The organism is Aquisalinus luteolus (assembly GCF_009712425.2).
GTDB lineage: Bacteria > Pseudomonadota > Alphaproteobacteria > Caulobacterales > Parvularculaceae > Aquisalinus > Aquisalinus luteolus.
Genome location: NZ_VCJR02000001.1, coordinates 1,132,652 through 1,149,507, shown reverse-complemented (window position 1 = coordinate 1,149,507; position 16,856 = coordinate 1,132,652). Strand labels below are relative to the sequence as shown.

Annotated in this window: 12 protein-coding genes; 5 read left to right on the top strand and 7 right to left on the bottom strand. The window is 62.0% G+C overall.

The genetic code is table 11. From position 1 onward, the window contains the following. Positions 1-89: 89 nt before the first annotated feature. Entirely contained in the window at positions 90-4,166 is a 4,077-nt protein-coding gene (gene rpoB / locus FF098_RS05310; protein ID WP_155138162.1) for a DNA-directed RNA polymerase subunit beta, read from the bottom strand. A 355-nt stretch (positions 4,167-4,521) separates the two neighbouring features. Between rpoB and FF098_RS05305 the strand changes: the two genes are divergently transcribed. From FF098_RS05305 to FF098_RS05290, 4 genes are all read left to right on the top strand, one after another. Then, positions 4,522-5,082 (top strand): sigma-70 family RNA polymerase sigma factor, encoded by a 561-nt coding sequence (locus tag FF098_RS05305; protein ID WP_155138160.1) that lies wholly within the window; start codon positions 4,522-4,524, stop codon positions 5,080-5,082. Positions 5,083-5,123: 41 nt separating this feature from the next. Further along, the gene (locus FF098_RS05300; RefSeq protein WP_155138158.1) at positions 5,124-5,834 is read left to right on the top strand and encodes an anti-sigma factor; all 711 of its coding nucleotides are present in this window, start codon (positions 5,124-5,126) and stop codon (positions 5,832-5,834) included. A 248-nt stretch (positions 5,835-6,082) separates the two neighbouring features. Then, positions 6,083-9,394 carry a YadA-like family protein gene (locus FF098_RS05295; RefSeq protein WP_155138156.1) on the top strand — a complete coding sequence of 1,104 codons (3,312 nt, stop codon included), beginning with the start codon at positions 6,083-6,085 and terminating at the stop codon, positions 9,392-9,394. 25 nt (positions 9,395-9,419) lie between these two features. Beyond that, positions 9,420-9,944 carry a hypothetical protein gene (locus FF098_RS05290; RefSeq protein ID WP_155138154.1) on the top strand — a complete coding sequence of 175 codons (525 nt, stop codon included), beginning with the start codon at positions 9,420-9,422 and terminating at the stop codon, positions 9,942-9,944. A gap of 76 nt (positions 9,945-10,020) precedes the next feature. Here FF098_RS05290 and rplL read toward each other — a convergent pair whose 3' ends face one another. From rplL to FF098_RS05270, 4 genes are all read right to left on the bottom strand, one after another. Beyond that, positions 10,021-10,401 carry a 50S ribosomal protein L7/L12 gene (rplL, locus tag FF098_RS05285; protein WP_155138152.1) on the bottom strand — a complete coding sequence of 127 codons (381 nt, stop codon included), beginning with the start codon at positions 10,399-10,401 and terminating at the stop codon, positions 10,021-10,023. A 27-nt stretch (positions 10,402-10,428) separates the two neighbouring features. Further along, positions 10,429-10,944: a 50S ribosomal protein L10 gene (gene rplJ / locus FF098_RS05280; protein ID WP_155139418.1), complete on the bottom strand. Its 516-nt coding sequence runs from the start codon at positions 10,942-10,944 to the stop codon at positions 10,429-10,431. Positions 10,945-11,287: 343 nt separating this feature from the next. Beyond that, positions 11,288-12,436, bottom strand: coding sequence for a fumarylacetoacetate hydrolase family protein (locus tag FF098_RS05275; RefSeq protein ID WP_155138150.1), 1,149 nt, complete (start codon positions 12,434-12,436; stop codon positions 11,288-11,290). A 24-nt stretch (positions 12,437-12,460) separates the two neighbouring features. Continuing rightward, the gene (locus FF098_RS05270; RefSeq protein WP_155138148.1) at positions 12,461-14,029 is read right to left on the bottom strand and encodes an aldehyde dehydrogenase (NADP(+)); all 1,569 of its coding nucleotides are present in this window, start codon (positions 14,027-14,029) and stop codon (positions 12,461-12,463) included. Positions 14,030-14,213: 184 nt separating this feature from the next. Between FF098_RS05270 and FF098_RS05265 the strand changes: the two genes are divergently transcribed. After that, positions 14,214-15,401, top strand: a complete 1,188-nt coding sequence (locus FF098_RS05265) for a hydroxymethylglutaryl-CoA reductase (RefSeq protein WP_155138146.1) — start codon at positions 14,214-14,216, stop codon at positions 15,399-15,401. A gap of 98 nt (positions 15,402-15,499) precedes the next feature. Here FF098_RS05265 and rplA read toward each other — a convergent pair whose 3' ends face one another. Both rplA and rplK read right to left on the bottom strand, forming a co-directional pair. Continuing rightward, a complete protein-coding gene (rplA, locus tag FF098_RS05260) occupies positions 15,500-16,198 on the bottom strand; it encodes a 50S ribosomal protein L1 (RefSeq protein ID WP_155138144.1) in 699 nt (232 codons plus the stop codon). Between the two features lie 4 nt (positions 16,199-16,202). Further along, a complete protein-coding gene (rplK, locus tag FF098_RS05255; protein ID WP_155138142.1) occupies positions 16,203-16,631 on the bottom strand; it encodes a 50S ribosomal protein L11 in 429 nt (142 codons plus the stop codon). Between the last annotated feature and the right edge of the window lie 225 nt (positions 16,632-16,856).

Sequence of the window (16,856 nt, the reverse complement as noted above, 5' to 3'; positions counted from 1 at the left end):
TGCTGATCGCTCAGCAAAAACACTTATTTAAAAATGCCTTCCTCCGGGGAAGGCGGAAGGCCGGGAGCGCGCAGCCCCCGGCCCTGCCATTATCGGTTCTGCAGTTCCACGTTGAGGCCGAGGGAGCGCATCTCCTTGACCAGAACGTTGAAGCTTTCCGGGATACCGGCCTCGAACGAGTCGTCGCCACGGACGATCGCCTCGTAGACCTTGGTCCGGCCGGCGACGTCGTCGGACTTGACTGTCAGCATTTCCTGCAGCGTGTAAGCCGCGCCATATGCTTCCAGGGCCCAGACCTCCATCTCGCCGAAGCGCTGGCCGCCGAACTGCGCCTTGCCGCCCAGCGGCTGCTGGGTAACGAGCGAGTACGGGCCGATCGAACGGGCGTGGATCTTGTCGTCGACCAGGTGGTGCAGCTTGAGCAGATACTTGTAGCCGACGGTGACCGGACGGGCGAATTTCTCGCCGGTGCGGCCATCATACAGCGTGACCTGACCGGACTCATCCAGCCCTGCCTTTTTCAGCATCTCGACAATATCCGGCTCGCGGGCACCGTCGAAGACCGGCGTGCCGATCGGCACACCGCGCACGAGGTTCGAGCCAAGCTCAGCCAGCTCCGCATTGGTGCGCGGCAGCTCCTGATCCTCGCCATAGACCTCTTTCAGCTTGGCGACATACTCGTCCTTCTTGCCTTCACGCTCGAACGCTTCGAGCAGCTCGCCGATCTGGACGCCGAGACCACGGCAGGCCCAGCCCATGTGTGTCTCGAGGATCTGACCGACGTTCATGCGCGAGGGCACGCCCAGCGGGTTCAGCACGATGTCGACCGGCGTCCCGTCTTCCAGGAACGGCATGTCTTCCATCGGGGCGATCTTGGAGATGACACCCTTGTTGCCGTGACGGCCGGCCATCTTGTCGCCCGGCTGCAGCTTGCGCTTCACGGCAACGAAGACCTTGACCATCTTCATGACGCCCGGAGGCATCTCGTCACCACGACGCAGCTTGTCGACCTTGTCTTCGAAGCGTGCTTCGAGACGGGCACGGCTCTCGTCATATTGCTTCTTGAGCGCCTCGACCTCTTCCATGGCGGCTTCGTCGTCGAGTGCGATCTTCCACCACTGGCCTTTCGACAGGTCGTCCTCGAGGATCTCCTCGGTGACGGTGCCGCTCTCGAAGCCTTTCGGACCGGAGACGGCGTTCTTGCCGACGAGGATTTCCTTCAGGCGACCGAAGATGTTGCGCTCGAGGATCGCGAGTTCGTCGTCGCGGTCTTTTGCAAGACGCTCGATTTCCTCACGCTCGATGGCGATGGCGCGTTCGTCCTTCTCCACACCGTGGCGGTTGAAGACGCGGACCTCCACGACCGTCCCGGCAACGCCCGGCGGCAGTTTCAGCGAGGTGTCGCGAACATCGGAGGCTTTCTCACCGAAGATGGCGCGCAGGAGTTTCTCCTCCGGCGTCATCGGGCTTTCGCCCTTCGGCGTGATCTTGCCGACGAGGATATCGCCCGGGTGGATTTCCGCGCCGATGGCAACGATGCCGGCCTCGTCGAGGTTGCGCAGGGCTTCCTCGGAGACGTTCGGGATATCGCGGGTGATCTCTTCCGGCCCCAGCTTGGTGTCGCGGGCCATGACCTCGAATTCCTCGATATGGATCGAGGTGAAGACGTCATCGCGCACGATCCGCTCACTGATCAGGATCGAGTCCTCGAAGTTGTAGCCGTTCCACGGCATGAACGCGACAAGCACGTTCTTGCCCAGCGCCAGCTCGCCAAGATCCGTGGACGGACCGTCGACGATGATGTCGCCGCCCTTGACCTTGTCACCGATCTTCACCAGCGGACGCTGGTTGATGCAGGTGTTCTGGTTGGAGCGCTGGAACTTGCGCAGGTTATAGATGTCGACACCCGGCTTGGTCGGGTCTTTCTCTTCCGTCGCGCGGATAACGATACGGGTCGCATCGACCTGCTCGACGATACCGGTGCGGCGGGCTGTCAGCGCGGCCCCGGAGTCGCGGGCAACAACCGATTCCATGCCGGTCCCGACATAGGGTGCTTCAGCCTGCAGCAGCGGCACGGCCTGGCGTTGCATGTTCGAGCCCATGAGCGCGCGGTTGGCGTCGTCGTTCTCCAGGAACGGGATCAGCGCGGCGGCAACGGAAACGAGCTGCTTCGGCGAAACGTCGATATAGGCAACTTCCTCACGAGGCACGAGCAGCGCATCGCCCTGATAACGGCAGTTGACCAGCTCATTGGCCAGCGAGCCGTCCTCGTTCAGCTCTGCGTTCGCCTGGGCGATCGCGTGGCGCTGTTCTTCCATGGCGGACAGATAAACGACTTCGTTCGTCACCTTGCCGTCGATCACCTTGCGATACGGGCTTTCGATGAAGCCGTACTTGTTGACCTGTGCGTGGGTGGCAAGCGAGTTGATCAGACCGATGTTCGGGCCTTCCGGCGTCTCGATCGGGCAGATCCGGCCATAGTGGGTCGGGTGAACGTCGCGCACCTCGAAGCCTGCGCGTTCGCGGGTCAGGCCGCCCGGCCCGAGCGCGGACATGCGGCGCTTGTGGGTGATTTCCGACAGCGGGTTGGTCTGGTCCATGAACTGCGACAGCTGCGAGGAGCCGAAGAATTCACGAACGGCAGCGGCAGCCGGTTTCGCGTTGATCAGGTCATGCGGCATGATCGTCTCGATCTCTACCGAGGACATGCGCTCCTTGATGGCGCGTTCCATGCGCAGAAGACCAATGCGGTACTGGTTCTCCATCAGCTCGCCGACGGAACGGACACGGCGGTTGCCGAGGTTGTCGATGTCGTCGATTTCGCCCTTGCCGTCGCGCAGGTTCGCGAGCGTCTTCAGGACAGCCAGGATGTCTTCCTTGCGCAGGATGCGCGGCTCGTCTGTCGCCTCGAAGCCGAGACGCATGTTCATTTTTACCCGGCCAACGGCGGACAGGTCATAGCGCTCGTCATCGAAGAACAGGCCGGAGAACAGCGCCTCTGCCGTTTCCAGTGTCGGCGGCTCGCCCGGACGCATGACACGATAGATATCGATCAGCGCCATGTCGCGATTGGCGTTCTTGTCGGCGTTCAGCGTGTTGCGCAGGTACCCGCCGATATTGGTGTGGTCGATGTCGAGGGTCTCGAACTCGTCGATTCCGATTTCGGCCAGCTCTTCCAGCTTGTCGGCAGTGATTTCGTCACCGGCTTCGGCATAGATCTCACCCGTCTCGCGATTGACGAGATCCTTGGCGAAATAACGACCGATCATGTCATCATCGGTCAGCAGCAGGCTTTCGACACCTTTCTCGGCGAGTTGCTTGGCCGTGCGGGCCGTGACCTTCTTGCCGGCCTCGACCAGTACGTCGCCGGTCTTGGCATCGATAAGGTCGCGATCGGCCTTGACGCCCTTCATCCGGTCAGCATTGAACGGACGGGTCCAGCCTTCTTTTACTTTCGTGTGCGGCACGCGGTTATAGAAGGCCTCAAGGATGTCTTCCTGGTCCATGCCGAGGGCATAGAGCAGCGTCGTCGCCGGCAGCTTGCGGCGGCGGTCGATGCGGACATTGACGATGTCTTTCGGGTCGAACTCGAAATCGAGCCAGGAGCCGCGATACGGAATGATCCGCGCAGCAAACAGCAACTTGCCCGATGAGTGGGTCTTGCCCTTGTCGTGGTCGAAGAAAACGCCCGGCGAGCGGTGCATCTGGGAGACGATGACGCGCTCTGTCCCGTTGATCACGAAAGTACCGTTGTCGGTCATGATCGGGATGTCGCCCATATAGACATCCTGTTCCTTGATGTCCTTGACCGACTTGGCGCCCGTGTCTTCATCGACATCGAACACGACCAGGCGCAGGGTGACCTTCAGCGGCGCGGCATAGGTCATGTCGCGCTGCTGGCACTCTTCCACGTCATATTTCGGCTCTTCGAATTCATAGGAAACATATTCGAGATATGCCGTCTCGGTGAAATCGGTGATCGGGAATACCGACTTGAACACCGCTTCGAGACCATCCCTCACCCTGTCTTCCGGTTTGACGAAGCGCTGGAGGAAATTCTCATAAGAGTCTTTCTGCACCTGGATCAGGTTGGGCATGGTTGCCGCATCACCGATCCGGCCAAAACTCTTGCGAATGCGCTTTTTCTCGACGAAAGATTGGGCCATGTAGTCCTCACATTGAATGGAACGCCGTCCGGTTCGCCCGCTTGTGACTCTTGCGCAAATTGTCCATGCGCAAAAACACGCGGGTCACGCAAGCAGACCGCGTTCTTGGAATTCCAGATTTTATTTAACGAATAATTCTCGCACGTGCCGCAAAGCCTTTTCCCCCACGCAATCGCTCACGCAGGGAGATGGTGTTAATAATCACCTCGGCACAGCACCGCAACCCCCTGATGTGGATTTTTTTGCCCTAATTCGAGGGAAATCGTCACATAACATGATGGAACATGGTGGTCCGCCTCGCCGCGCGCCTTAAACTCCTCTACTCTATGGAAAAACCATCGAGGGGGATGCCTGCATGAGCGACCGTGAAACGATCGAGGCCCTGCTGTCACGCGTGACACTGAAGGACCGGCGGGCCTTCGACGAGTTATATTCTCACACCTCCGCGAAACTTTTCGGCGTAACCCTGCGTATTCTCCATGACAGGCAGGAAGCGGAAGAAGCACTGCAGGAATGCTTCATCAAGATATGGCGCAAGGCGGATTCCTACGCCGTGAGCAAGGCATCTGCCATGTCGTGGCTGATGGCGATTGCCCGGAACTCGGCTATTGACCGGCTGCGCAAGCGCCGCGAGGTGACCGGCGATGGCGAGTCGGAAAAGTATATGGAGGATGAGCGCCCGTCCCCGGAGGACAGCGCCGTGCTGACGGGAGAAGTCTCCCGGCTTCACCAATGCCTCGACGAACTGGATGCCGACCGGGCAGAAGTGATCCGTGAAGCTTATCTGGGCGGGCTGAAATACCAGCAGCTCGCCGACATGACCAAGCGGCCGCTCGGCACGATAAAGAGCATGGTGCGCCGCGGGCTGATGGCCCTGAAGCAGTGTATCGAGGCCGAGCCCGAAAACGCGAAGTAATCAACGCCGCATGGCATAACTGAAAAGACCCCGCGCACATCATGAGCGACACGACACAAGACATTCCTGAAGACGAAATCTTCGCCGGCGAATACGCCCTTGGCGTGCTCGATACCGATGAGCGCCGCCATGCCGAGGCCCGGCTGGAATCCGACGCAGGTTTCGCAGCGATGGTCTGGCGCTGGACGAATTACTTCGTGCCCTTCCTTGACGAGGTTGCCGCCATCGCCCCCTCACCACGCGTCAGGGAGCGCGTGATGGCCTCATTGTTCGGTGGCGAAGACCAGATTTCGGAGCAACGCGGCCTGTGGCATTCGCTGGCCTTCTGGCGTGGCGCGAGCATCGCGTTGGGCGCCCTCGCCGCCATCTTCCTGGCCGTCATGATCAGCAGCCCGCCGAGCAAGCCTGCTACCAGCGCGCCCATCCTGATCGCTTCGCTGACACCACCAGCTGTGGAGGGCATCCTGTCCGTGCGGATCGACCCGGCAACGGGGCTTGCTTCCATAGATGTCCAGAACCTCGCTGTGGAAGACCTCTACACCGAGCTGTGGGTGATACCGGCGGATGGCACGCCGCGTTCGCTAGGTGTCTTCCCGGCTGATGGCGGTACGATCACCCTGTCCGAACAGATCCTGCAATACCTGGAGGCCGGGGTCGCCCTCGCCGTCAGCCTGGAGGAGTTGCCGACGGGTTCTGCCAGCGGCCTGCCGTCCGACCGCGTCATCGCAATCGGCCAAGTCCGCACTTATTGATAAGATTCGCTCTTGTTACTATTGACCTGCTGCATATGCGCACTATTCGCGTGCGTACTTATTAGTATGGGCGGTATGCGCATCATTACGTCAGAATTACCGTAATCTGAATATTTTTTTAAAATTCTTTGCAACCCTTTTCGTCATGGACCCGTATCTCCCTAAGCCTGCCAAACAGGCTTGAGAGAGAAACTGCCCGTCATCGCAATCAAAGAGCGATGCTCTACGGGTGATCAGGAGGATTTTCCATGACTAGATTGAAACTGTCCGCCCACAAACGGGTGGGGCTTCTCGCTGCCTCGAGTGCACTCGCGCTTGCTGTCAGCAATGGCGCATATGCTGACGCCACGGCTGACTGTAATGACGGCACTGGTACAGGCGCGACCGAATGCGGCGTCAATGCCACGGCATCCGGTGAAGGCTCCACTGCCGTTGGCGGCGACGCCGACGGTGATGGTACCGGCGCTTCTGCAACTGGCGTCGATGCCACTGCCATTGGTGAAGACTCTGTTGCCAATGGCAACTCGACAACTGCCGTAGGCGGAGAAAGTGTCGCCGACGGTCTCGCCGCTACTGCTTTCGGCTGGCAGTCCATGGCGATGGGTGAACGTGCCCATGCCTTTGGTCACCTTGCCACGGCAACCGGCGACTTCTCGCTGGCTATCGGTGAAGCGGCCATGGCAACATCTGCCAATTCAACCGCCATCGGCAATGGTGCAATGGCTGACGGCGTCGATGCCCTGTCCATCGGTGACATGGCTTCGGCGACCGGCACTTCGAGCACGGCAGTAGGCGGCGAGAGCGTTGCCAATGGCACCGCAGCGACCGCGTTCGGCTGGCAGGCCAATGCCACCGGCGTTCGCGCCCATGCCTTCGGTCACCTCGCCACCGCTACCGGTGACTTCTCGCTGGCAATCGGCGAAGCGGCAATGGCTGCCTCGGCGAATTCCACCGCTATCGGCAATGGCGCCATGGCAGACGGCACCGATGCCCTGTCCATCGGCGACATGGCGTCTGCCACCGGCACGTCCACGACCGCTGTCGGTGGTGAAAGCGTCGCCAATGGCACGGCCGCAACTGCCTTTGGCTGGCAGGCTGATGCAACGGGCGAGCGCGCCCATGCCTTCGGCCACCTGGCTTCGGCACAAGGCGATTTCACCCTCGCCATCGGTGAAGCAGCCATGGCTGCCTCGGCAAACTCCACGGCCATCGGCAATGCTGCCATGGCTGACGGGGTCGATGCCCTGGCGATCGGCGACAGTGCCTCGGCGACCGGTACATCGACAACATCCGTAGGCGGAGAAAGCGTTGCAGACGGCATCGCCGCAACAGCCTATGGCTGGCGTGCTAATGCCACCGGCGAACGCGCCCATGCTTTCGGCCACCTGGCCTCTGCGCAAGGTGACTTCACCCTTGCCATCGGCGAAGCCGCGATGGCTGCCTCGGCGAATTCCACGGCTATCGGCAATGCTGCCATGGCTGACGGTGTCGATGCCCTGTCCATCGGTGACAGCGCAATGGCAACCGGCACCTCGACGACAGCAGTCGGCGGCGAGAGTGTCGCCAATGGCACGGCCGCCACAGCCTTTGGCTGGCAGGCCAACGCAACCGGCGAGCGCGCCCACGCATTCGGTCACCTTGCAAACGCCCAGGGCGATTTCTCCCTTGCCATCGGCGAGGCAGCGACCGCAATGTCGGCCAATGCGACGGCGATCGGCAATGGCGCGATGGCTGACGGCACGGATGCTCTTTCCATCGGTGACATGGCCTCGGCTGTCGGCACGTCAACGACCGCTGTCGGCGGTGAAAGCGTTGCAGACGGCACGGCCGCAACAGCCTTTGGCTGGCAGGCGACAGCAACCGGTGAACGGGCTCACGCCTTTGGCCACCTGGCCAATGCAGATGGCGACTTCACCCTCGCTGTCGGCGAAGCGGCAAGCGCGACCGGCAACAATGCCGTTGCCATCGGCTCGAACGTGACCGCCTCGGGCGACAATATGTTCGTGCTCGGCAATGCCGATCATCTGTACTACCTGACCGGCATGGGCAGCGGCGTCGCCACCGGCGAGCGCAACTATGTCACCGTCGACGAGAACGGCCAGCTGCGCTCCGTTGCCATGGCATCCGGTACGATGATCACCACGAATGGTTCCGGCATGGACTCCACCGCTATCGGTGACAATGCCGTTGCTGACGGTACCGGCTCGACCGCCTTTGGCGATGACAGCACGGCAACCGGTCAGGACGCTGTTGCGATCGGTAACGAGGCAAGTGCAACCGGCACATCGTCCACGGCCATCGGCGGCGAAAGCGTTGCGACGGAAGCCGGCACCACAGCTGTCGGCTGGCAGTCCTCTGCCACTGGCGTCCGCGCCCAGGCCTTCGGTCACCTCGCCGCCGCATCGGGCACCCGCTCGACGGCTGTCGGTGAAGCCGCAACCGCTGACGGCGCCTATTCCTATGCCGGCGGCGACAACGCCCAGGCCAATTCCGACGGCTCCATCGCCCTTGGCGGCAATGCCAATGACGATGACGGCATCGGCGCATCGGCAACCGGCGTAGACGCCATCGCCATCGGTGCTGACGCCATGGCCAATGGCACCTCCACCACTGCAGTCGGTGGCGAAGCCATGGCTGACGGCATCGCGGCAACGGCCTTTGGCTGGCGCTCCAGTGCCGTGGGTGAACGCGCCCACGCCATCGGTCACCTTGCCTCGGCAAATGGCGACTACTCCATGGCTGTCGGCGAAGCGGCCACGGCGATGAGTGCCAACTCCACAGCCATCGGCAACCAGGCCATGGCGGACGGCACGGATGCCCTCGCAGTCGGCGACAGCGCCTCTGCAACCGGCACATCGACAACCGCAGTTGGTGGCGAAAGCGTCGCCGATGGAACGGCAGCAACCGCCTTTGGCTGGCAGGCCAATGCAACGGGCGAACGCGCTCACGCCATTGGTCACCTTGCCAGCGCCAATGGCGAACGCACGCTCGCCGTCGGTGAAGCGGCAAGTGCCACGGGCCTGAATGCCACGGCAGTCGGCTCCAACTCCACCGCCGGTTTTGCCAACTCCATGGCCCTCGGTGCCGGTGCCACAACGACCCGGGAGAACCAGGTCGCTGTCGGTACGGCATCCAACACCTACACCATGGCCGGTATCACCTCGCAGGCCAGCCGCGACGCCCAGTCCGGCAGCGTGCAGGTCGTGACATCGGATGCCAACGGCAACCTCGCCACGGATGGCGGCATGATGTGGGACATGATCGGCAATAACGGCATGCGCATTGACGGTGTCGTCGCCTACACTGCCGAGAGCCGCGAAATGATCGAGGAGAACCGCCTCGGTGTCGCCATGGCGATGGCGATGGACACGCCGTATATCCCGGTCGGCAAGACATGGGGCATCTCCGGCGGTGTCGGTCACTTCGCTGACGAGAACGCCGTTGCCTTCTCCGGCGCCTACCGTGTCGATGACACGTGGTCCCTGTCCGCAGGTGTTGCCACTGGCTTCGGCTCCAACAGCGAAATGGGCGCCCGCGCCGGTTTCAACGCTGCCTGGTAGAGCGATCATGAACGGGTCACAGAAATTGACAGCACCTGCCACCACCCATGGCTGCCTCTCTGGCCACCGGGTGCTGTCAAAAGCGGCGAGCGCCTTCCCCCTGGCGCTCGCTGTCCTTTTCATGCTGTTGCCACTCAAGGCAGCAGCGCAAGACATGTCAAACGAGAACATGCCGGACGAGAACACCCTCGCCCGGCTTGTCTGGTCGACCATGATCACCCTTGACGATGCCAACGAGACCGGCAATTACGCCGTGCTGCACCAGAGCGGTGCGCCGGAATTCGTTCGCAGCCAGTCACCGGAAAAGCTGGCGGGGCTCTTTTCTGAAATAAGAAGCAAGAATGTAGACCTCAGCCGTACGCTGAGCATTTCCCCGACATGGGACATGCCACCGGCGATCAACGAGGCAGGCTATCTACGCCTGCGCGGCGGGTTCGAATTCCGCCCCCGTGCAGTGCGCTTCGATATTCTCTTCCGCCTGTCCGAGGGCGACTGGAAAATCCTCGGCCTGTCAGTGGTGGAGATGGACGCCTCTCCAGTGCCGCAATAAATCCTCCCCCGATCGAGCGGCACAAAAAAAGGCCCGCCAATATGGCGGGCCTTTTCCGTAACAGTCTCTAAAAAGACTATTTCAGTTCGACGGTTGCGCCGGCTTCTTCGAGCTTTTTCTTCAGCTCTTCGGCTTCGGCTTTGTTCACGCCTTCCTTGACCGGCTTCGGTGCGCCTTCGACCAGGTCTTTGGCTTCTTTCAGGCCGAGACCAGTGATGGCACGGACTTCCTTGATGACGTTGATTTTCTTGTCACCGGCAGAAGCGAGAATGACGTCGAATTCGTCTTTCTCTTCAGCGGCGCCAGCGTCGCCACCGCCAGCACCCGGAGCGGCAACGGCAACAGCGCCGGCAGCCGGCTCGATGCCGTACTCGTCTTTCAGGATGTTTTTCAGCTCGCCAGCTTCCAGCAGGGTCAGGTTGACGAGTTCTTCAGCAAGTTTCTTCAGATCAGCCATTGTAATGGTTCCTTGAGGTTAAAAGTGTTACGCGGCTTCGCGTTCTTCCAGAGTTTTGAGAATGGAGGCGATGTTGCTTGCCGGTGCGCCGATGGCCCCTGCAAGGTTGCTTGCCGGTGCGCCGAGCATGCCAGCGATGGAGGACAGGATCTCTTCGCGCGACGGCATGTTGGCGAGGGCCTGAACACCAGACTCGTCAAGCGGGGTTTCCCCCATGATGCCGCCGAGGATGACAACCTTGTCGTTACCCTTGGCATATTTGGTCAGCACTTTCGGCGCCGTTACGGGGTCTTCGGAGTAAGCAAGAACCGTCGGACCCTTGAACAGGTCGGAGATCTTCTCACCCGATTTGCCGCTGACGGCGATCTTGGCAAGGCGGTTCTTCACCACCTTCACGCCACCGCCTGCTTCACGCATTTGCGTACGCAGTTCGGCGACCTGGGAAACGGAAAGACCGGTATTGTGGAAGACCAGAACGACTTCGTTCGAGTCAAACACATTGCCGATCCAGTCGACCATTTCCGATTTCTGGCTTCTGTCCATTGGCATAAGTACAGACTTTCCAGGTTATGGCCCCGCCCATGATGGCCCGGGACCGGTTACAGGCGACACATGGACCATCCATGCATCGCGGCATCGAAATCGCTGGAATGATCGGGGCATTAAAAAAGGCCCGTCGCATCACAGCGAGAGCCTGTCCTGAACAAGGTCTGAACGCCAAAGGCTTGCGCCCGGCTGATCTTTCCCCACAGTCTATGCCGGAAATTAAGAGGAGAACCTCACCAGCAGTCTCGGACAGGGTGCGAGGTTGCCCTCGCGAAGTGGCGATATGGCTGAAAATCGCGCCGATGTCCACCCCCTGCAGGGGCAGAGGATGGAATTTCCCTTACGCGCTCTTCAAGAGACCGCGTGAAGCAAGATTACCCATCAACGCGCGGATACCGAATTCCCAGGCCGGTGCCTCCTTGCTGGTGGTCACGCGATTGACGAGTCTACCTAGACGCTCCGACGAGATCGAGACCACATCGCCCATGTGATGAGTAAAGCCCTGCCCCGGCCCGTCGCGGTCATCGGTCGGGGCGAACATGGTACCGAGGAACAGTGCGAAGCCATCGGGATAATGATGCTCGCTCATCGCCTGCGCCGCGATATCGGCGGGGTCGCGGCTGATCTGGCCCATGGAATTGACGCCCGATAGGGTGAAGCCCTCAGGCCCTTCGATCTCCAGAGTGATATCCATCTGCCGCACATCATCAAGGCTGAACCCATCATCGAACAGGCGGATGAACGGCCCGATGGCACAGGACGCGTTATTGTCCTTGGCCTTGCCCAGCAAAAGCGCCGAGCGGCCCTCGAAATCGCGCAAGTTCACATCATTGCCGAGGCTCGCCCCGACGATCTTGCCCGCGCCGGTGACGAACAGCACCACCTCTGGCTCGGGGTTGTTCCAGCGCGAATCCGAGCGCACGCCGATATCCTGCCCCCAGCCAACGCTGGACAACACCGGCCCCTTGGTGAAAATCTCCGCATCCGGACCGATGGCGACTTCCAGATATTGCGACCACAACCCATCGGCGATCAGCGCCTCTTTCAGCGCCATGGCGGCGGGCGAGCCGGGCTCGACGGTCTTCATCGCCCCGCCAACAACGCCTTCCAGCCGGGTACGGATATCGGCAGCGGCAGAGGCATCGCCCCGCGCCCGCTCCTCGATCACACGCTCCAGCGTTGACACGGCAAAGGTCACCCCCGCCGCCTTCAGGCACTGCAGGTCCGGCGGCGGCAACAAACGTGTGGAAGCATCAGCCGCAACCGAAAGGCCCAACTCTTCCAGCGGGCCTAGCGACTTGCCCGAAAGGCTCGCGGCGTCCACCTCCAGCAGATCTGCAACGGTCGGCACCTCGGCGGAGACATCGAACGCCTCGCCGCCGCGGATCAGAACCGGCATAGGCCCCTCACCCCTGTCGATGCGCCCGGCGAACAACCCCTCGCGCCAGTCAGCCGGCATGTGCGTGGCCGGATCGAATGTGAATATCATGGCCCTCTCCCTCTTGTTTTTCTCTCAGTACTCGCCGTTAACCCGGCGGTACAGACCTTGCGGATTGTCGTCGCGCAGCGCCTCCGGCAGCAGCTCTTCCGGGAAATTCTGGTAACAGACCGGCCGCAGGAAGCGATTGATCGCCAGCGACCCGACCGACGTCGTGCGCCCGTCGCTCGTTGCCGGGAACGGACCGCCATGGACCATGGCATGACAGACCTCGACGCCTGTCGGGAAGCCATTGACCAGCAGGCGGCCCGCCTTCTGCTCCAGCACCGGGATCAGGGGACGGACGGTTTCGATGTCGCTGTCTTCCATCTGCAGGGTGATGGTCAGCTGGCCTTCCAGCCCGGCCAGCACCGGCAGCGCCCGGTCGATGCTCTCACACCGCACGATCAGGGAGACGGCCCCGAACACTTCCGCCTGCAGCGCCTTGTCACCGGCGAAGGTGTCGAGATCGGTCTCGAACAGCGCCGCCGGCTGACCGCAGTCGGACGTGCCGCCTCTCGCTAGTTCCGTCACACCCTTATGCTCGGCAAGCGCGGCAATGCCGCTGGCATAGGCATCAGATATGCCACCGGTCAGCATCGTGCCCGGCGCGGCGTCCTTGATCGCGCCCGCCGCCGCATCACGAAACGCGTCATAGCCATCTTCGCCGAAAGCGAAGACCAGCCCGGGATTGGTGCAGAACTGGCCCGCGCCCATCGTCGTCGACCCGGCGAGGCCGGTGCCGATCTCGGCACCCCGCTCGCGCAAGGCACCCGGCATCAGCAGTACCGGATTGATGCTCGACATTTCCGCATAGACCGGGATCGGTTCAGGCCGTGCCGCCGCCCGCGCGGCGATGGCAAGGCCACCCGAGCGTGAACCGGTAAACCCGACCGCCTTGATGCGCGGGTTCTCGACCAGCGCGCCTGCACCGTCATTGTCCGTATGCACCAAAGCAAAGCAGCCATGGGGCAGACCGCATTTGGCGAGCGCCTTGACGATGGCCCGCCCGACCAGTTCCGACGTGCCCGGATGGGCGGGGTGCGCCTTGGCGATCACCGGGCACCCGGCGGCAAAGGCCGACGCCGTATCGCCACCGGCAACCGAAAAGGCAAGCGGGAAGTTGCTGGCGCCGAACACGGCGACGGGCCCGAGCGGCACCATGCGCTGGCGCAGATCAGGCCGTGGCAATGGTTCACGATCCGGCAGCGCATGATCGATCCGTACACCCTGCCAGTGCCCTGCCCTCACTTCCTCCGCAAACAGCCGCAGCTGGCCGCAGGTGCGCCCCAGCTCGCCCTCGACCCGCGCCTGCGGCAGTGCCGTTTCCTGCATTACCCGCCCGACCAGATCCTGCTTGATCGCCTCGAGGCCCTCCGCGATCGTCTCCAGAAGATCGGCCCGCGCATCCGGCGTCATCGCCGCCATGTGCCCCGCCGCCGAGCCCGCCAGCTGGCAGGCCTCCTCGATGTCTTCTTTTGTCGCGTGATGATATTCCGGTTGAAGCGTCTCTCCCGTCATCGGATCGACGGCAGCAAACGCCCCGCCCGCGCCGGCACGGGCCTCGCCCGCGATGAGATTGGCCCCTGTCAGTGTCTGGGTCATGACCGCTCTCCTTCCCTGGATTGCTTTATCGCTTATCGTTGGCAGCATGATAGCGCTCCCAGCGCCTTATGCCAATGTCGGTCCCGGACTGCCCGGAATATGCAGTTGCAACTGCATGCCACTGTGCACAGCACCGGAGGCTTTGGCTATGGTCGCGCTCGACAACGACGAAGGAGCGCCAGAAATGACCGAGAAACCGGACCGCAAATCGATCCCGCGCCTGTCGGGCAATGACTACGACCCCGGCATCATCAGGGAGCGGCAGGACTTCGTCGCGCGGGAGACCGGCGTCACCCTCGACCACGTCACGCGCTTTTCCTACGAGCCGGAAATCCTGAAAGGCAATATCGAGCATGCCCTCGGCGTGGCGCAGGTGCCGATCGGCCTTGCCGGGCCACTGGTCATCGACGGCGAGCATGCCAAGGGTGAGTTCTATGTGCCGATGGCGACGACGGAGGGCACGCTCGTCGCCAGCTATAATCGCGGCATGCGTCTGCTGGCCGAATGCGGCGGCATCAGGACGACCGTGCTGGAGCGCTATATGCAGCGCGCGCCTGTCTTCCATTTCGACAATGCGCTAGACGCCCGCAGCTTCGGCGCGTGGCTGGAGGCCAATCTCGACCGCGTCCGCGCCGCCGCCGAGGCGACCACCAGCGTCGGCAAGCTCTCCCATATCGAGCAATATGGCGTCGGCCCGCTGCGCTACCTGCGCTTCAACTACACCACCGGTGATGCCGCCGGGCAGAACATGTGCGGCAAGGCGACCTTCGCCGCCTGCGAATGGATCATGGAGGCCTATGACGGCAAGGTGCAGCGCTACACCCTGTCGGGCGCCATCGACACCGACAAGAAGCACTCCCAGCTCAACACGCTGCATTCGCGCGGCGCCCGCGTCGTCGCCGAGGCGGTCATCCCAAACGAGGTGTTGCAGCGGGTCATGCGTGTCGACACGGAGCGCGTCTATCGCCAGCGCCATATTTCGACAACGGGCAGCTATCTCGCCGGCTCGTCGAATAATGGTCCGCATGCGGCCAACGGGCTGACGGCGCTGTTCATCGCCACCGGCCAGGATGTCGCCAATATCGCCGAATCCCATGCGGGCATCACCTATGTCGACCTGCTCGACAATGGCGATCTCTACTGGTCGATCACCCTGCCCTCGCTGATCGTCGCAACCTATGGCGGCGGCACGGGGCTGGCGACCCAGAAGGAATGCCTCGACATGCTCGGCTGCTATGGCAAGGGCAAGGTAGAGAAGTTCGCCGAGATCTGCGCCGCGACGGTGCTGGCGGGCGACCTGTCGCTCTCCGCCGCTGTGCTCGCCGGGGACTGGGTCTCGAGCCACGACAAGTATGGCCGCAACAGACCCTGATCCCTTTAAAGGAAGATCATTGGCATAACGAAAAAGGCCGCGCACCCGGCGCGGCCTCATCATTCGTGTTCTGACGAAAATCCTTACGCGGCCCCTACCTATGCAGACAGCGCGTCGGACGTGTCGATCTTCAGGCCCGGGCCCATGGTCGAGGAAATGGCGATCTTCTTGATGTAGATGCCTTTCGCGCCAGAGGGCTTGGCCTTGTTCACGGCGTCGATGAAGGCGCGCACGTTCTGGGCCAGCTTGTCATTGTCAAAGGAAGCCTTGCCGATACCGGCATGGACGATGCCAGCCTTCTCGACGCGGAACTGTACCGCACCGCCCTTGGCGTCCTTGACGGCCTGGGCGACGTTCGGCGTGACCGTGCCGACTTTCGGGTTCGGCATCAGGCCGCGCGGGCCCAGTACCTTGCCGAGACGACCGACGAGCGGCATCATGTCCGGCGTCGCGATGACGCGATCGAAGTCCGACTTGCCGTTCTGGATCTCTTCGACCAGGTCTTCCGCACCGACAATGTCGGCACCGGCGGCGCGGGCCTCATCGGCCTTTGCGTCCTTGGCGAAGACTGCGACGCGCAGGGTCTTGCCCGTGCCGTTCGGCAGGTTGACGACGCCGCGGACCATCTGGTCGGCGTGGCGCGGGTCGACGCCGAGATTCATGGAGATTTCCACGCTCTCGTCGAACTTGGCGCTGGCATGTTCTTTCAGCGTGCTGACGGCATCAGCGACCGTATAGACCTTTTCGAAGTCGAGGGCTTCGCGGCGGGCAGCCATTTTCTTGGTGAATTTCGCCATTGGATCAGCCCTCCACTTTCAGGCCCATCGCGCGCGCCGAACCCTTGATGATGTTCGTGGCGGCGTCGAGGTCGTTTGCGTTCAGGTCTTTCATTTTCGCTTCGGCGATTTCGCGGCACTGGGCCTCGGAAACCGTGCCGGCGACTTCCTTGCCCGGGGCGGAGCCGCCCTTGGACAGCTTGGCTGCCTTTTTCAGGAAGTAGGACGCAGGCGGCGACTTGGTCTCGAACGTGAACGATTTATCAGAGAAGATCGTGATCACGGTCGGGATCGGCATGCCCTTTTCCATCTCCTGCGAGGCCGCGTTGAACGCCTTGCAGAATTCCATGATGTTCAGGCCGCGCTGACCGAGAGCCGGACCGATGGGAGGGGACGGGGTAGCAGCACCCGCCGGCACCTGAAGCTTCAGGTAGCCAGTGATTTTCTTAGCCATTATATAGCCTTCCGTTTGGCATGACGCCCAGCCAAGAGCGCCACAGATGAAGGGGTTGCGGTACGGCCCGGCTGGTCTTCAAACCGGAAACCTCCCGCATGTGAAGCGCGGCGTATAGCTGAGGATCAGGGTGAAATCAAGCGGGATGTGGGTGTGTCTCCCGGTCGTATCATATGCCATCCAGCTAAGCGCAGCGCGAACTAAATCGCTTTCGAGCAGCGCGCG